Origin of the sequence: Paenibacillus sp. FSL R7-277 (genome assembly GCF_000517965.1) — a bacterium.
GTDB lineage: Bacteria > Bacillota > Bacilli > Paenibacillales > Paenibacillaceae > Paenibacillus_AQ > Paenibacillus_AQ silagei.
In genome coordinates this window covers 129115-146712 of record NZ_ASPX01000055.1, presented here as the reverse complement: position 1 = coordinate 146712, position 17598 = coordinate 129115, and the positions used below count along the sequence as shown (strand labels likewise).

The 17598-nt window shown below is 49.8% G+C and carries 16 protein-coding genes; 12 read left to right on the top strand and 4 right to left on the bottom strand.

Annotated features, from left to right (window positions below; genetic code table 11):
• Genes bioB through bioA form a run of 3 tightly spaced genes read right to left on the bottom strand, consistent with a single transcriptional unit; the run spans position 1 to position 3079 of the window.
• The gene (gene bioB, locus C173_RS17595; RefSeq protein ID WP_036726883.1) at positions 1-999 is read right to left on the bottom strand and encodes a biotin synthase BioB; all 999 of its coding nucleotides are present in this window, start codon (positions 997-999) and stop codon (positions 1-3) included.
• Between the two features lie 5 nt (positions 1000-1004).
• Complete coding sequence (bioD, locus tag C173_RS17590; protein WP_036726881.1) at positions 1005-1751, bottom strand: dethiobiotin synthase; 747 nt, start codon at positions 1749-1751, stop codon at positions 1005-1007.
• 5 nt (positions 1752-1756) lie between these two features.
• A complete protein-coding gene (gene bioA, locus C173_RS17585) occupies positions 1757-3079 on the bottom strand; it encodes an adenosylmethionine--8-amino-7-oxononanoate transaminase (protein ID WP_235191935.1) in 1323 nt (440 codons plus the stop codon).
• A gap of 352 nt (positions 3080-3431) precedes the next feature.
• On the opposite strand from bioA, the gene C173_RS17580 reads away from it, so the two are divergent.
• Genes C173_RS17580 through C173_RS17570 form a run of 3 tightly spaced genes read left to right on the top strand, consistent with a single transcriptional unit; the run spans position 3432 to position 6854 of the window.
• Entirely contained in the window at positions 3432-5309 is a 1878-nt protein-coding gene (locus C173_RS17580; RefSeq protein WP_036726877.1) for a beta-L-arabinofuranosidase domain-containing protein, read from the top strand.
• Positions 5310-5367: 58 nt separating this feature from the next.
• Positions 5368-6081 (top strand): TetR/AcrR family transcriptional regulator, encoded by a 714-nt coding sequence (locus C173_RS17575; protein ID WP_081751216.1) that lies wholly within the window; start codon positions 5368-5370, stop codon positions 6079-6081.
• Positions 6082-6092: 11 nt separating this feature from the next.
• A complete protein-coding gene (locus tag C173_RS17570; RefSeq protein WP_235191934.1) occupies positions 6093-6854 on the top strand; it encodes a (S)-benzoin forming benzil reductase in 762 nt (253 codons plus the stop codon).
• Between the two features lie 104 nt (positions 6855-6958).
• Here the strand turns inward: C173_RS17570 and C173_RS17565 are convergent, their stop codons facing one another.
• Positions 6959-7195: a helix-turn-helix transcriptional regulator gene (locus tag C173_RS17565; protein ID WP_036726873.1), complete on the bottom strand. Its 237-nt coding sequence runs from the start codon at positions 7193-7195 to the stop codon at positions 6959-6961.
• A gap of 236 nt (positions 7196-7431) precedes the next feature.
• Here C173_RS17565 and C173_RS17560 point away from each other — a divergent pair, with 236 nt between their 5' ends.
• The 9 genes from C173_RS17560 (at position 7432) to C173_RS17520 (ending at position 17589) form a co-directional block, all read left to right on the top strand.
• Positions 7432-8841 carry a helix-turn-helix domain-containing protein gene (locus C173_RS17560; RefSeq protein WP_235191933.1) on the top strand — a complete coding sequence of 470 codons (1410 nt, stop codon included), beginning with the start codon at positions 7432-7434 and terminating at the stop codon, positions 8839-8841.
• A 208-nt stretch (positions 8842-9049) separates the two neighbouring features.
• A complete protein-coding gene (locus C173_RS32930; protein ID WP_036726871.1) occupies positions 9050-9265 on the top strand; it encodes an aspartyl-phosphate phosphatase Spo0E family protein in 216 nt (71 codons plus the stop codon).
• Complete coding sequence (locus C173_RS17550; protein ID WP_036726867.1) at positions 9240-9917, top strand: response regulator transcription factor; 678 nt, start codon at positions 9240-9242, stop codon at positions 9915-9917. The genes C173_RS32930 and C173_RS17550 overlap by 26 nt, the downstream gene beginning before the upstream one ends.
• Entirely contained in the window at positions 9914-10924 is a 1011-nt protein-coding gene (locus tag C173_RS17545; protein WP_036726866.1) for a histidine kinase dimerization/phospho-acceptor domain-containing protein, read from the top strand. Before C173_RS17550 ends, C173_RS17545 begins: the two co-directional genes overlap by 4 nt.
• 91 nt (positions 10925-11015) lie before the next feature.
• Positions 11016-11729 (top strand): ABC transporter ATP-binding protein, encoded by a 714-nt coding sequence (locus tag C173_RS17540; RefSeq protein ID WP_036726864.1) that lies wholly within the window; start codon positions 11016-11018, stop codon positions 11727-11729.
• A gap of 20 nt (positions 11730-11749) precedes the next feature.
• Positions 11750-12511 (top strand): ABC transporter permease, encoded by a 762-nt coding sequence (locus C173_RS17535; protein ID WP_235191932.1) that lies wholly within the window; start codon positions 11750-11752, stop codon positions 12509-12511.
• On the top strand, positions 12508-13257 hold the full coding sequence (locus tag C173_RS17530) for an ABC transporter permease (RefSeq protein WP_036726861.1): 750 nt from the start codon (positions 12508-12510) through the stop codon (positions 13255-13257). The genes C173_RS17535 and C173_RS17530 overlap by 4 nt, the downstream gene beginning before the upstream one ends.
• Positions 13258-13505: 248 nt before the next feature.
• Complete coding sequence (locus C173_RS17525) at positions 13506-15752, top strand: hypothetical protein (RefSeq protein ID WP_036726859.1); 2247 nt, start codon at positions 13506-13508, stop codon at positions 15750-15752.
• A gap of 112 nt (positions 15753-15864) precedes the next feature.
• Positions 15865-17589, top strand: a complete 1725-nt coding sequence (locus tag C173_RS17520) for an ABC transporter permease (protein WP_155991511.1) — start codon at positions 15865-15867, stop codon at positions 17587-17589.
• Positions 17590-17598 lie beyond the last annotated feature (9 nt).

Genomic DNA, 17598 nt, shown 5'->3' with positions numbered 1-17598 from the left:
TTAAAGGGCATTTAATTCAATCTCAAATCCCAAATCCTCAATAATTTGATGATCAGCCGTTACGTCTTGGCCCGCTGTCGTTAAATAATCACCTACAAATAGTGAATTTGCGGCGAACAGTGACAAAGGCTGCAGTGTACGGAGATTGACCTCACGACCACCAGCCACGCGGATTTCTTTAGACGGACAAATGAAACGAAATAGAGCTAGTACCTTCAACGCTTTCATAGACGGTGTGCGGCCTGCATGTTCCAGAGGTGTTCCCGGTATCGCATTCAGGAAATTGATCGGAATCGAATCCGCATCTAGTTCGCGAAGTGCATAGGCCATTTCAACAATTTCTTGATTTGTCTCGCCCATGCCGATAATAACACCAGAGCAAGGGGACATGCCGTATGTTTTTACCTTCTCCACGGTTTCAACACGTTGATCATAGGTATGGGTCGTCGTGATGGATGGGTAATTAGCTCTGCTCGTGTTCAAGTTATGGTTGTAACGATGTACGCCAGCTTCTGCAAGACGTTTCGCTTGATCGTCCTTGAGAATGCCCAGACATGCGCAAATTTTTAGAGGCATTGTATGACGAATTTCTCTAACCGCGTCCACTACTTGATCTAGCTCCTTGTCTGTTGGTCCTTTCCCAGCAGCTACAATGCAATAGGTTCCGGCTTTGCGTGCCATCGCTTCACGTGCGCCTGATAACAACGTGTCTTTATCTAGCAGGGTGTATTTCTTAACCGGTGCCGTGGAAATGATCGATTGTGAGCAGTAGCCGCAGTCCTCAGGGCATAAGCCGCTTTTGGCATTGATGATCATATTCAGCTTCACTTTTTTACCGTAAAAATGTTTCCTCACCTTAAACGCAGCCTGCATGAGTAGCAGTATCTCATCGTTGTCCGCTTCCAGCACAGCAAGCCCTTCCTCTACTGTTAAACATTCTCCCTGCAATGCTTTTTGGGATAGCGATTGCCACTCCATCTCCGGTGCAACTGTTTCCATCTCAATCATCCTCCCATATATTGAACTGCAAATGCCTCTCTGATAGGCGTGAATTGTATTGTGTTTCGTATGGTATGTATCAACGTCTCCGAAGTCGCTTCGGCGTACAAATGTGGAAACCGGCCGAGCACCTTAAGGTTGCTGTATTGTTCAATAAGTTGTCCATTCGCAGTAACACTCGGATCGTCATTCAGCTCTGTTAATTCTCCATCATTTAAAATAACGCCAACAATGGGGACGCCGCGATTCTGAAGGAATGAAGCAGTCAGAAGTGTGTGGTTAATGGTTCCGAGGCCAGAACGGGCTACAATTAGAGCAGGTATCCCAAGCTCCGAGATTAAATCCACCATGAGGGCATCTTCGGTCAGCGGTACAGCTACGCCGCCCGCGCCTTCGATGAGCAGCCCTTCGTATCGTCTAGTAAGCGGTAAGCCAGAAGCGATTATCTCATTCAGCGTAAGGGTCACACCAGCCTGCTTGGCAGCAAGCATTGGCGTAAGCGGAGCTTCAAATGTAAACGGCGCGACTGCCTCTGGCCGCTCATCGATTTCCGTGCTTTTCAGCAGTCGCTCAGCATCGGTAAGCCCACTGCCAAGAGGTGCACCAGACTGAACCGGCTTCCAGACACCGGCATTCAGCCCTTCAGCGCGGAGCATAGCAGTAATGGCTGCCGTTACAACAGTCTTCCCTACACCTGTGTCCGTACCTGTCACAAATAATCCGCGTACCTGTTCACAGTTCACTTTGTTCATCACATTTAACCACCTTCGGTGACTTGGCATATCGATTCCGTCAATATATTTATCATGGCATCCAACTCAGCTTCACTACTGGCAAGCGGAGGGATGAAGACAATCACATTCCCGAGTGGTCTTGTTAGCATGCCAAGCTCTCTGGCCCGCTGACTCGTACGAACGCCGATTCGATCTGCCCAATCGTATGGCTCTCGTGTAACCTTATCCCGCACAAGTTCTATTCCGATCATCAGTCCCTTTTGTCGGATTTCACCGACGTGCGGGCGGTCTTTAAGCGCTGCGAGCTTATGCTCGACAAATGATGCCTTTGCTCTTACTCCTTTGACCATGTTGCGCTCTTCAAACAGCTTCAAGCTAGCCAAAGCAACGGCACAACCAAGCGGGTTCCCTGTGTAAGAATGACCGTGGAAAAATGTTTTCTGCTCTTGGTAATCAGCATAAAACGCCTCGTACACCTCGTCAGTCGCAAGCGTCGCTGCCACTGGCAAATAGCCGCCAGTCAACCCTTTCCCAATCACCATCAAATCTGGTGAAACATCTTCGAGTTCACAAGCGAACATAGCGCCCGTTCGACCGAAACCTGTCGCCACCTCGTCAGCTATGAGCAGCACGCCATGCTCCCGGCATAGCGTAGCCATCTGACTTAAACAACCCGGTGGCATGAGAATGATGCCACCAGCCCCTTGCACAATTGGCTCCACGATGAGAGCCGCAATCTCATCTGCCCTCGTCTCAAGCAAATTACGCAGTGCAGTTAGCGAAGCATCCAATGCCTTCGTCTCACCACCCTCATGGCGATAAGCGTAGGGATAAGGAATAACGTGCGAAGGAAATAACATGGGGCGGAACACGTCATGATACAAAGGAATTGCACCAACACTCACCGCGCCAATTGTATCTCCATGGTAGGCTTGATTCATCGTGATAAACTTCGTTTTACCTCGTATCCCCTTGTTATGCCAGTATTGAAAAGCCATTTTGATCGCGATCTCAACACCGGTTGCTCCTGAATCTGAGTAAAACACTTTATTTAATCCTTCCGGAGTAATTCCCACCAACTTTGCTGCAAGTTCGACTGCTGGTACATTGGCCATTCCGAGAAGGGTAGAGTGGGCGACACGCCCTAACTGTTCTGTGATCGCCTGATTTAGCTCCGGCACGTTGTGTCCATGTACGTTGAGCCAAACGGATGAGAAACCATCATAATAAGCGCGTCCTTGAACGTCATACAGCATAATGCCTTCGCCACGTTCAATAATGAGCGGATCAGAGTCATTGTAGTCTTTCATTTGAGTAAAAGGATGCCATAAGTGATCCTTATTCATGGCAGCAAGCCGTTCGTAATCTGTTATCACAAATTATCACCATCCGGTAATTGTTTTTTAATTGTCAACCAAATAGATCATTTAAGGTTCACAATCGGATTTGGTTATTTTAGCAGACCTAGACGCCCCTGTAAAGAGAATTCAAAGTGTTAGATTGAGGATTGACACCATACAGAATGACCCGCGGAAAAGCGAAGCGGTCGCCTTTGTCCCCGGATTTTCACCGCTCATCAGTATGAATCAACTTTATAGGAGTATTAATCATTGGATTGTTGGAAGCGCTGCTATATACTTTCATTGTGAAATCCTACCTACTGAATATTTAATCCAACCAGATTAAGGGGCTGTAGCAATGAGAGAACTGAAGGGCAAACAGGTCATTCTTCAAGATCATGATTTGAAACGCAGGGAAGAGGCCAACCGCCGGTATCTGATGAAACTGACGAATGATAATCTCCTCTTTAACTATAAAGTAGAGGCGGGAAGATATGACGGCAGGGATATCCCGGAAGATGCGCATGGGGGATGGGAGACGCCGGTCTGCCAGATCCGCGGACATTTCCTGGGACACTGGCTGTCAGCGGCAGCGATCCGGTATCATGAGACCGGCGATCTGGAGCTCAAGCTGAAGGCTGACCTTATCCTGGACGAGCTGGCTGAATGCCAGAAGGACAACGGCGGACAATGGGCCGCGCCGATTCCCGAGAAATATCTGCACTGGGTGGCCCAAGGCAAGGCAATCTGGGCACCGCAATATAATATTCATAAGCTGTTTATGGGTCTTGTCGATATGCATCATTTCACCGGGAGCGACAAGGCGCTTGATATCGCGGACCGATTCGCCGACTGGTTCGTCGATTGGAGCAGTACCTTCACCAGAGAGAAGTTCGATGACATACTGGACATGGAGACAGGCGGTATGCTGGAGGCTTGGGCCGATCTGCTGGAGCTGACCGGGAACGATAAATACACTGTTTTGCTGGAGCGCTATTACCGCAGCAGATTGTTCCGTCCGTTACTGGAGAATAAAGACCCGCTGACCAACATGCATGCCAACACAACCATTCCCGAGGTACTCGGCTGCGCCAGAGCTTACGAGGTCACCGGCGAGCAGCGTTGGATGGATATTGTCACGGCTTACTGGAAATGTGCGGTCACTGAGCGAGGGATGCTGGCTACCGGCGGCAATACGGCGGGTGAAGTATGGATGCCGAAGATGAAGATCAAGGCCCGCCTTGGAGACAAGAATCAGGAGCATTGTACGGTATATAATATGATCCGTCTGGCAGAATTTCTTTTCCGGCACACTTCAAATCCGGCCTATGCGCAGTATATCGAATATAATATGTACAACGGAATTATGGCGCAGGCCTATTACCAGGAATACCATCTGACCGGCAACAAGCATAGTGATCCGGCAACCGGGCTGCTGACTTACTTCCTGCCTATGAAGGCAGGGCTGCGCAAGGATTGGAGCACGGAGACAGACAGCTTCTTCTGCTGCCATGGAACGATGGTCCAGGCAAATGCGGCGCTGAATAGAGGGATCTATTATCAGGAGCAGAACGATATCTATGTCTGCCAGTATTTCCGTTCGGAGCTGACCACCGAGATCCACGGAGAGAGCGTGCGGATTCAGCAATCCCAGGATCATATGAGCGGAAGCATGCTGAACTCCTCGAACACAGCCGGGCAGCAGGAGCTGAATGAGATTACTGCACTTCATGAGAACATGCCGGATTACAGAAAATATGATTTCACCGTCCATACCAGCTCTGCCAGCGAGTTTGCCGTCCATCTGCGGATTCCAGACTGGATCATGTCAGAAGCTGTGATCTATGTGAACGGGGAGCTGCACGGGAAGTCTGCGGATCACTCCGCCTTCTACACGATACTGCGGAACTGGCAGGACGGCGACCGGATCAGCATCATTCTGCCCGTGGGCATCCGGTTCATCCCTCTGCCTGACGACGAGCAGACCGGCGCGTTCCGCTATGGCCCGGAAGTGCTGGCCGGTATCACCGAGAACGAGCGGATTCTGTATGCCCCATTAGCGGATGCAGCCGGTGAGATCATCATGGAGAATGAACGGGAGTGGGGGAGCTGGCGTTACTTCTTCAAGACCACCCGCCAGGACCCGGGCATTCAGCTCAGAAGAATCCGCGATATCGGATACGAGCCTTATCAGGTGTATTTCCCGGTAAAATCCCCCCACAAAGTGGGGTTTTAGCTTCGATGTCTATTTAAATAAGCATAGGCGTTATTTAGCAGAACAACCACCTGCAAGGATGCAGGTGGTTGTTTTATGCGTAAATTTATTTTTTGAACGATCGGTCGTTAAATTATTGACAATTCATAGGGCCAATCCTTATAATGACATTAATTCAATCGAAGGGAGCCTGAAGGTTATCAAGAAAAGAGAGATTACAGCAAGTTACATCATCCAGGCAGCATTTGAGCTATTTGCAGAGTATGGAATAGAGAAAACGAGTCTGGGCATGATTTCCAAGAAGGTGGGGATCACCAAATCCTCCATTTACTATCATTTTGCGACAAAAGAAGAGCTGATCAGCCGGACCTTTGAGCATATTTTCCGGGATCATCATTTTACAGCGTATTTTGATATGGAATCCGCCAATAAAGACAATTTTGCAGAAATATTACTCAGCGGCGGTCTAAACATGCTGCCAAGCGGTGAGGAAGAGTATCGCTCCACATTAAGGGTGCTTAGTGAGTTTTCGATGCTGGCTGAACGGGATGAGCAATTTCGAGTCCCATTCTTGAGAATCCAACAAAATTTTGTTAACGGTTTTGTTCAACTTTTATCGAAGGGCGCTGAATTCGGGCTTATTGCTTCTTCAACCATCGGGGTTAACGCAGCCATTCTTGCCCTGCTTATAGATAATTTATCCAGATGCAAGATGATGAAGATGGACCTCGACTATGAGCTGATTTGGGAAGAGGCTGTCCGAAGAATGATACTTAGTGAAGATCACCAATAACCTACAGGGGAGTGATACACTTGAAACATATTATTATTACAGGTACATCCAGAGGAATCGGTGAATCCCTGGCTAATCAATTCATCGACCCGTCCCACCATCTGATATGTATATCCAGAACGGCTAACCAAGGACTCATGGAGCGTGCGAAGCAACTGGATTGTCAAATGGATTATTTCAATTATGATTTAACAAATATTAGTGGTATCGATCAGCTTTGTGAAGATATTTTCAGCCGAATTGCTCTTCCTTCCAGCGATGAAGCCATCTATCTGATCAATAATGCCGCCATGTTGACTCCTGTAAGCCCGATTGAGCGGTTAGAAACGGAGCAGATCCTAGAGAACCTGCATTTGAATCTGTTAGCACCGATGGTAATCACCTCCAACTTTTTACAGCTTACTAAGCATATGAATGTGGACAAAAGAATCCTGAATATCTCCTCAGCTTCTGCAAAGTACATACTGCCTTCACAAAGCGCCTACAGTACTGCCAAAGCAGGTCTAGACTCTTTTACCAAGTGTATAGACATAGAACAGAAGCTGGCTGCCTATCCGGCAAAAGCAGCAGCAGTATATCCCGGCATGATCGATACAAGCTTGCAATCGGAAATACGGTCTGTATCCACTGAGCTGTTCCCCTACGTGAATGAATTCATTCAGCTATCTGAAGAAGGGAAGCTGCAATCGCCGGAATACACGGCCTCTAAATTAATTGAGATTCTTATCAGTGAAGATTTTGGACAGACTGTTATTATGGAGACCCTCGGTTAATTTGGAGAGAAAGAAAAACCACCAGTGAAGGTTCTGAACCTTCACTGGTGGTTTTTTGCGTATAAATTGAACCTCTTGCCGTGAAAAAATCTGACTTTGGAAATTCAATTGCCATTTTTTTGCGCATCTGCACGTTGATTAGAGTATTTCCATTCATCTACTTCACGGGGATCAACACCACACAAGTGACTAATTAGAAGCGCCAATGTAACGTTCGGAAGTACCACACCGTACTCAATATTCTGGTAGTTGCGCAAGGTGCATTTCATGGTGTCATTAATCTGATGTACGATGGATTCTTGGGTATACCCTGCGGCTTTCCGTGCATCCTTTATCCTCAAAATGCAATATCTCCCTCAACTTTTCGGTATGTTTTTATGATAGGGGAGGAAACAAGTTAATTTAACGATTTATAATACACGAAATATATTGCGTAATTTGTTTTTCGGTATATAATAATAGATGTAAACGGGATAAATAGTAAAATATACCTTTGTATTGACCACCGTTTGATTCAACCTTAGTATCAACTACACGTATGCTTTTCATCCTATTTTATGGAAGGAGGTGTATTGGTTTGGGATCGGTCAATTCGATTCGGGAAGAACTGCACGCGTATATGAACAGAAATCAAATGATACATTCACATTTTGCAGAATTAGCGGGTCTCAATTCAGGTACGCTCAGCCGGATCTTAAAAGGTAAACATCCAATCTCTATGGCACAGCTTGCTGCGATTACTGCTGGAATGAAGCTGCCGGAGGACTATTTTTTTGAAGACTACATAGAGGAATGCTTTTCTTTTGTAGTCTCCATGCGGCGGATACGACCCTTTATATTTCGCTCAGCTGAGTTAGAACGTCTGGACTGTCTTGAACAGATTGTGAACCGTCTGCTGGAGGATTTATCTTATGCATCTTTACTGTTTGAATTCGCTGAACTTTTTTATGAGGACAATAAAAGCAAAGCTGCAAGGATACTGTATCAGGGTGTGAGCGAAGCCGAAAAGTATCAGCATTCCGAACGGTTAGCATTATGCCAGTACCGTATATTTCAGATTGAATTAGAAGAACAACAGGATCTGGAGGAGAAGTTACGTGCAGCCACTCAATTTGAGTTGTATGTCAACCGCTTAGACGCAGCCGATCAGCTCGATGCAATGAAACAGCTAATGCATATTTATGGTCTGGTACACAAGTGGAAGAGAGTAGACGAACTCGCTAAGGAAATGCACCGGATTGCATCCGTTCAATATGAGCTGGAAGGCAGCAGATCTAACACAATAGAAGAAAGGGTGAAGTGTCCTGATCGTCCTTTTTACTATTATATCCTGTACGCATACTTAGCCAGATCTACTGCCAGCGAAGAGTGCGGCGACTACAAGAGGGCATTATCCTTTGTGAAATTGTACGCAAATGGTGAACGCTGGGTTCAGGAGAACGATGAAGAATCCCGGCAGGTCATTGCACAATTTACGGAATGGGCCGTGGCTAACACTTATCTGTACCGGTTAATGTCCGGAGATTTGGATGTAATACATGAGTACGCAGACTATATAGCTATTCAAGAGGATGAGATATTTGTGGCAGTGCGTTATATGGTTCAAGCGGCGAATATATTTAAGCTTAATATCGACAGTATCTTAGAGCGGTTCGCGGCATACATACCTTATGAATCCAGCAAGACAGAGTTCGGTGAATACAATCAGGCTATCCTGCAAGAGAGCTACGCGCAATTCCTCATCGACCTTGCAGTCTATTTTTTCAATCACAGCAAGAGTAAGGAACAGGCGTTGAACACGGTACTGAAAGGCTTGGAAATATCAATTAGGATCAATAGCAGCCGAAATATGATTGCTTGTATGACTCTTTTTGAGCAGTATAGGGATTTCGCGGATCAGGAACTGCAGGAAAGATTCAAAAATCTATCAAGTGAGGTGTGTCGGCTCAATGCGAAAAAAAGTCTTGTTCTTCTTGACGCTCTGTAGCGTTTCAGTTGTTATTTCTATGACGATAACCTTGGTGACTACACTGGGACATGGTTGGGGAACTTAATCATTTTCGCGAAAATATACAGGGGTGCTCCTGAAGCTTCGGGGGCGCCTTTTTTGTTATGTTCTGAAGTTATTTTGTGCAATGCAAAAGACATCCTATTATCTGTCATAAAACCCTAAGATAGCATAAAGGGAGGATTCTATGGTGAACAGAAATATGCTCGTGCAGGTCCGGATTGAACGTGCCCGGAACCGGCTTCACATTCTGGCGGAGAAACATCATGATCTTCAGCACCCTGCGGTCCTTAAGCAATCCATGGTATTGGATGAATTGATTAACCAGTATAATATGGAGGGAGAGCAGCAGAGATTAATAGAGAGCAGGAAATTACTTGAGAACAAACATACTTTATATTGAAGATAATGAGAAAATCGGCACTTGGGTCAAAGAGGAGCTGGAGCAGCGGGGATATTCGGTACAATGGCTGCAATCCGGTGAGGGAGCCGAGGCTGAGGTTACGCAGTATGATGTCGTTATTCTGGATATCATGTTACCGGGCTTAGATGGATTCACTATAGGCAAACGGTTAAAAAAGGCGGCACCCGCCGTTCCAGTGCTGCTGTTGACCGCCCGGACCTCCGTCGACGATAAGGTGGAGGGCCTACAATTCGCAGATGATTATGTGACGAAGCCCTTCCATACCGATGAATTGGTGGCCAGGCTGGAGGTATTAATCCGCCGGAGCGGCGGAGTCTCTTCGGACCGCATTACACTGGGCACTCACATTGAAGTGGACACGAAGCTTCAGACCATCTATGACAAGCGTACAGGAGAAGAGATTATTTTGACAGGGAAGCAGCATCAGATCCTGATGTATTTCCTGCGTCATCCGAATCAGGTTCTGCCGAAGGAACAGCTCTATGAAGCCGTCTGGGAGGAAGCTTATATCCCTGGAGACAAGACTTTACTGGTACATCTCCACCGGCTGCGGCACAAGCTGGAGCGTGACCCGGAGACCCCGGAGATTATTGAGACGCTGAAGGGAATCGGCTACCGGGTGAAGCTATGAAGCAGCCCCGTTCCTTGTTCCGGCATTTTCTGAAGCTGCACTTTCTGTTCATCCTTCTTCCGCCTATTGTGCTGATGGTCTTCTCATCGTTCTTCGGAACTACCGGGACAGAGCCAAGATTCAATACATTGAACCTGTTTTACATTACAGTGCTTATGTTCACTGGTATTATTGTGGCGTTCGTTGTTCTATCCTGGCTGTTCTTCTGGAGACTCCGCAAACGTCTGACCCGCTTACAAGAAGCTATGTCCGCTACTCCCGCTGCTGCGGATTCGTGGCCTGGACCTGTCCTGATTCAAAAGGATCGCATGGATGAAATAGACCAGTTAGGCGGTTCCTTCAACCGGATGATCCGGCAGCTGGAAGACAGCCGCAGGCGGGAGCAGGAAGAGGCAGGGCTGCGGCAACGGCTCATTGCCAACATGTCCCACGACCTGCGGACGCCGCTGACCATCATGCGGGGACATGTCACCAGGCTAAACAAAGAACCCATGAGTCCAGAAGGACAGAGCTCCTTAGCCGAGATCAACCAGACCATTACCCGGACCGGAGAACTGATGGATGATTTGCTCTCGTATACCTTGCTTACCTCGGGAAAATATCCCTTCGAGCCTGCCCCTACAGACATGGGCCGCCTGGTAAGAGCCTCGGTTGCTGCGTGGTATCCGGTTTTTGAAGAACACGGCATACAGGTCGATGTTGATTTACCGGCAGAGGAGACCTTCCACTGGACAGCAGATCCTGGGTGGATGACCCGGGTGCTGGATAATCTGTTTCAGAATATCATCCGCCATGCAGCGGACGGGAAATATGCTTGGATCGCTGTGGATGTGCAGCAGGAACGGATTCTTGTCGCTGACCGAGGCCCGGGTATGGATCATTCCGCATACGGCGGCGGGGCGGGAATAGGACTATCGACCGTACATTACATGCTGAATACAATGAACCTGAAGGCTGAATTCAACTCGAGCGGGCAGGGGACAAATGTAGTCATTGGCAGAATGTAACCTGAAGTTAACCCGGAAGTAAACGGCCTGCCCACCGGGATGTAACCTTGCAGCTGTATACTTAGCACCATAACGAAAGGATGTGTTATGGTTGCTTACTATCAATAACTTAGTCAAACGCCGCGGTACGCAGGAGATTCTATCCGGGATCACCTTCGAAGCCAGACCTGGAAGAGTCACAGGATTCCTGGGACCCAACGGGGCCGGCAAAAGCTCTACACTCCGTATCCTGCTCGGATTGGATCATGCCACCTCCGGGAGCGCCTTGATTCATGGCAAGCCCTTCGCAGAATTACAGCACCCGCTGGCAGCCGTAGGTGCCGCACTGGACGGATCTGGAGCCCATCCGATGCGGACAGGACGCGCACACCTGCGCTGGATTGCTTGCGCCGCCGGTCTGCCCCGCTCACGTGTCGAGGAGGTGCTGGATATCGTTGGTCTTACCAAGGCAGCAGGCACTAGAGTCAAGCGGTATTCGCTCGGCATGGGGAGAAGACTGGGGATTGCCGCAGCGCTGCTGGCAGACCCGGAGATTCTGATTCTGGATGAACCTGTGAACGGGCTCGACCCGGAAGGCATCCGCTGGATTCGGACATTTCTGCGTAAGCGTGCAGAAGCCGGGAATACGGTGCTGCTCTCCAGTCATCTTATGGGCGAGCTAGCCGAAACGGTGGACGATGTGGTGATCATTAAGCAGGGGAGAATTGTCGCAGACGGCACCTTGCAGGAGGTAACCGGCAGTCATTCCACGCTGGAGGATGCCTTCTTCGCCCTGACCTCTGAACAGGCAGGTGATGCTTGGTGAAGGCATTCCATGCAGAAATCTTGAAATTGCTCTCGCTGCCGGGGATCTGGCTCGCCCTGCTTATTGGAGCATTGGCTCCTGCGGTCATTGCTGCCTTGGACGCTATAGCAGAAAAAGAGGCGATTATAGCTGGAGTCAGCACACGGCTGCCCGAAATGGGCTACAGCGGATTAGGTCTTGGTGTGCAGGGCGTTATTATCCTTGGCGTGCTTGCAGTCAGCAGCGAGTACCGGACAGAGAGCAGTGAAGGGGCCGGAGGGCAGCAGATTTTCACAAGTCTGATGGTTGTGTCATCGCGGCTTCAGTTGTTTCTGGCAAAAGCAGTCGCTGTATCTGTCATCAGCATCCTCCTGTGTATCCTTGCTGTGATTCTGATTGTACCAACCACACACTATATATTAGGTGACTATGCCCCGCTACTTGAATGGACCCGGCTTGCCGGTGCCGTCTGCTACTGGACCTTCACTGCACTGTTGGCCTTCGGGCTGACGCTGCTGACGAAGCAGGGCATGATCCCGCTTACCGTGCTCATGATTAATTCATCGCTGGTATCCTTCAGTGTCCTGCTGGCCAAGGTGACGAAGCTGGCATTCTATTTGCCGGACCGGGCCGGCTTCGAGATGTTTATGTTTACGAAGGACAGCGTGGCACCCAAGGCTATAGGCAGTCTGTTCGACAGCTATCACACCCCGGTTACCGGCGGTTTGATCATGTTTGCCTGGGTAGCCGTGCTGCTTGGGATTGCAGCCATTGTCTTCCATAGGAGGGATGTGGCGGCATGAGTGTCTCATCCGGCAGGAAGACTATACGAGTCCTTAGAGCTGAACTGGACAAGCTGATGACATTGCCATGGACATGGACCGCTGTTACGGTTACATTTCTTGTTCATCTTCTTTTGACCGCGGCCTTTACTTCCGCCTCTCTGCAGGAAGGAGCCGCAGCACCCGGAATCCTGAATACAGGACTTGCCTCGATGAGCTATCTTCAGGCAGGGTTCATTATTCTGGGGATCTTGGCGGCTTGCTCCGAATATACGGGCGGACATATCCGCACAACGTTAACGGTAATCCCCTGGCGCGGACGCCAATTATTCATGAAGCATCTGGCACTCACCCTGATTACGATTCCCGCCGCATTTATCCTTACGGCCTCAGGTGTCTTATATGCGGGCTGGAGGCTGGATGGTCATGCAGCAGGGGTTGAACCTCATGAAGTCATACAAGCATTGCTGGGGGCAACGGGCTATCTGACCTTGACCACACTGCTTAGCGCGGCTATAGGGGCTTTATTGAGAAGAACCCTTCCGGCCCTGGTGATCCTGCTTGGCTATTATTTCATTATCAGTCCATGGTCGCGGGGGCTTCTTCCGGCTTACTTCCCGGATACGGCTGGACGTTACATGTACCTCCTGCCCTCCTCTGGCGAACTGAATGTCCTTACGCCTGTTCAGGGGGCCGGTATTGTAATGATTTGGACGGTGTCCTTTGTGGCGACAGCGATTGTTGTCTACCGTATCCGGGATGCTTGAAGCCAGAGAGAGGATGAAGAGGGGGCCTTCTGGACGTAGAGACGCCAAGTATATTAACATAAAGGCAATAAGTCATGGAACGGTACAAGGATGTACCGTTTTTTGGCGTCCTGGAAGATCGCATTACACCCAAGTACCTGACAGAGGTCATCCCGCATGAATGATGAATTCCCGCTTGCCGATTCATCTTAGTGACTTAAGGTGAAGGCTATAGTGAACACCGAACCATGTAGAGGAGCGAGAAGGCGATGAGAAAATCATATTTGTCCTTATTTACTCTGGTATTTTGGATTCCTGCAGTGATCCTTAGCATCTTGGTATGGAACGATTATTCCGGTTATGTGCGCAGTGCAGCGGACCGCCTGCTCCCGGTCAAAGCGTTGTACTATCTGGACCAGGGCAAGAAGGTGCTTGCGGTCACGGACAGCAGCAACGGGCTAATGGCAACGTTGTATGACGCAGGCACCCATAAGGCTGAGCAGGAGGTGGAGCTGCGCTCAGACATCCACCGGCAGCGGCTGGTCTCTTATCAGGCCGGTAAGCTAGTGGTCGCAACCAAGGACAATATGGGCCTGCAGGTGAATGTTATTGATCCGGCGGGGGACGCGAAAGAGCTGGTACAAGGAAGCTTTAATATCCCGACCTTTCTGAGCTCCGACGGGCATGAGTGGCGGGGCAGATTACTGTTCGCCGGGGCGGATAAAAGCTCGGCGGTCCATGTGGCGGAGGTCAGCCAGGCGCAGCTACACTACGTGAATCTGAACGGATCAGCCGCTCTTCCCGCACGGCCGGTCTCGATTCGGGAAGCCTCCTTCAGCTTCCAGGATGGTTATTCTCTCCCAGTCTATGAAGTGGGACTTAAGGATGGGCGCACCGCTTATGCTTCTGCCCTCTTCGGCAAGGACGGCGTACCTCTACTTGGGCTGAAGGGGGCGCAGGAGAGTGCTCCCGAAGCGCAGAAGAGGGTAGGACAGGAGTTTGCCGCGCAGCTCGGACTGGACAATACCCGGCTACTGCGGGTAAGCAGCGAATATCCAAAACAGGTTCACTATTACAATGAGGCTGCGGGTAAATGGGGCGAAGCCGTCAAGACGCCGGAGCCGGTCTATCAGGCCAGGCTCTTCCCGCTGAACGACCAAGAGACGCTGATTGCCGGGTCCACCACGGAAGACGAGATCAAGGGTACCTTACGCGGTTATTTGTATCATGAGCAGACTGGGGAATTTACGAATGTCAATGCCGCGCTTAAGACATTATCCTACGATAAGCTGCAAGATCCGAAGCTGAGCTTCTATAAAGAAGCGAATAATGATACACTGTACTATTCAAGTCTGGATTCATTGGGAGGCTGGCTGCATGTCAAGGAGGGGCTTAGCGGACAGATCAGCAACGGGGAGCTGCAGCAATGGCAGATGGCTGCCGGGGAGGATCAATTATCTGCAGCGACCTTCAAGAACTATGTGCTGACATGGAATGCCCTGGTTGTGAACTGGGTGATCTGGCTCGCAATTCCTTTACTGATGGTGGTGGGACTACTCTGGCTGCCACAGCTTCTCATCCGCAAGCGGTGGCAGAAGCTGGCCGAGGGGGTTCTGATTCAAGGCACGGTTATCAATCTGGCCGAGACGGGGATGCTGGTCAACGAACAACCACAGGTCCGGCTTACCGTCCGTTTCACGGACCAGGGCCAGAGTAAGGAAGTCCAGATCAAGCAGGTCATTTCTTATCTGAACCCTATCCGCCCGGGGGATAAGGTGATGATCAGCTATAACCGGGGCAAGCATAAGGCGATCCTGGTTCGGGACAGCGAGCTTAAGGATCAGCCACCTCCCCGGATCATTCAAGATGCGGTACTACGGCAGATTGAGTCCTGTGGACCCGTGAACCGCGGGGAAGCACTGCTGCTGCATTTTGAAGCAGCCGGTCAAACCTACAGTGTACCTGTGGTGCAGCCCTCCGGCTTCGTCTACCGTACCGGAGAACGGGCAGATCTGATAATCACAAGCGGCAACGCCCGTTTGTTGAGATATGGTCCTGCGGAGCGGAGTGATCAGGCAACCCAGCTTACCCTAGAGGCTGAAATTACAAGAGTTCAGCGGTTGCCCGTGAAGATCGCCGGCCAGGATCTGCTGCTACTTGAAATAGTGATGGTGAACGGAAAGGAACGTCTGCGCAAGGTGAACAGCCAGTTCGTGCCGGAGCATCTGGAAGTTGCCGTAGGAGCAGTAGTTCCCGTAACTGCGAAGCCGGAGGAGGTTGCGCTTCAATCGCGGCTTCTGCAAGGCAAGCAAGGCAGTGCCAGAGTTCGATCGGTCGACTACCGGGGAACGACCGGCGACCGGCCGCTTGCCACGATCACCGTCGAACGCGGCGGACAGAGCTACCGGATCAGGCAATCTATAGAACCGGTGTATGGCGTTGAAGCCGGGGATGAATTATGGATTGCCTACGATGAGCGCACCGGGGAAGCCACTATTGTTAATTATGCTACTTAGTCATTTATCATATGGATGCGGGAAGATATTCTTATGAATAAAGGAGTTTGTAACTCTCCCTGCTGAGGCAGTGGAGAGTTTATTTATTTACGTCAGATTGGAGTTGTACATTATGCAAATGAACTTTTTCCATCAAGGGAATCAGCGGAGAACCTTCGGCTGGGCGGATATTCTCGTCATATCCTTGTTGTTATCCATCCTGTATGCCGCGGCAAAGTTAGGCTCGGGGATGCAGGTGCCTTTAGATCCAGAGGAACTGTCCTCGCTCAGTCTGGACCCTAAGTGGCTGCCTTATTATGCAGGGCGTTCCCTTTTGCGGATGTTTATCGCTTTTGGAGCATCCTTGATCTTCACCTTCGTATACGGCCGCATCGCGGCGTATAACCGGACTGCAGAGAAGTTTATGATTCCCGCCATTGATATCCTGCAATCCGTTCCTGTACTTGGATTCCTGTCGGCCACTGTCCTGGCTTTTATGGCATTGTTTCCGGGGAGCCTGCTGGGAGTGGAAATGGCTTCAATCTTCGCTATTTTCACCAGTCAGGTCTGGAATATGACCCTTAGCTATTATCATTCCCTTAAGACGATTCCGCGCGAGCTGAATGAAGCTGCCGCGATGAACCAATTGGGCAGATGGCATCGTTTCACGAAGCTGGAAGCGCCATTCTCGATGATCGGCCTGGTCTGGAACAGCATGATGTCGTTTGGCGGAGGCTGGTTCTTCCTGGCGGCCAGTGAATCGATCAGCGTGCTGAATCAGGATCTGCATCTGCCGGGAATCGGGACGTACATGGCCCTAGCCGCAGAGGATGGCGATATTAGAGCACTTATCTATGCGATCCTGGCGATGGTGGTGCTGATTGTGATGGTAGACCAATTATTCTGGCGTCCGGTGATTGCCTGGAGCCAGAAATTCAAGAATGAACAGACGGAAGCAGGCGAAGCGCCAACCTCCTGGGTGTTAGAGCTTCTGAAGCGGGCCAGCTTTGTTCATGATCTTAACCGTAAGCTGCACGGCGGCGTTCATGACGGATTCTTGCGGCTCTCAGCCACAAGCTTACATGTGAAATTGCCGCATGTCCCATCACGGGTCAAGACAATCTTCAAATGGCTAATCTTGCTTGTGGCCGCTGTACTTATGCTCCGATATTTGTATTCGGGGATTCTCGAGATTGCCCGCTTAAGCTGGAGCGAGCTGATTCATGTGGTATTCCTCGGTCTGCTGACCGGGTTACGCGTTGTTGTTTCGACACTTCTAGCTGTGATCTGGACGCTGCCCGTGGGTGTGTTCATTGGAACGAATCCTCGGCTATCACGAATTGTTCAGCCTGTTGTGCAGGTGTTGTCTTCTTTTCCGGCGAACATGGCATTTCCGATATTCACGATTCTGTACTTGAAGTTCGGGATATCGATGGAGATTGGGGCCATTCCGCTGATGTTGCTGGGGACACAATGGTATGTATTATTTAATGTTATTGCCGGTGCGATGGCCATTCCTTCCGATCTTAAGGAAGCTGCGGTGACTTTGAAATTGACACGCTGGCAGACCTGGAAAAAACTAATTCTCCCCGCCGTCTTTCCATTTCTTGTAACCGGCTGTATTACGGCAAGCGGAGGCGCCTGGAACGCCAGTATTGTATCCGAAATTGTATCGTGGAAGGATCAGGATCTTCAAGCAGCCGGGTTAGGTACGTACATCGCTGAGGCCACTACGAACGGCAATTGGCCGGAGATCATCTGGGGAATATTTGTCATGTGCCTGCTCGTTGTAATTGTGAACCGTCTGGTGTGGCGCAGGCTGTATGCATTAGCTGAAAGCAAATATCATTTGGATTAGAGGTGTAGA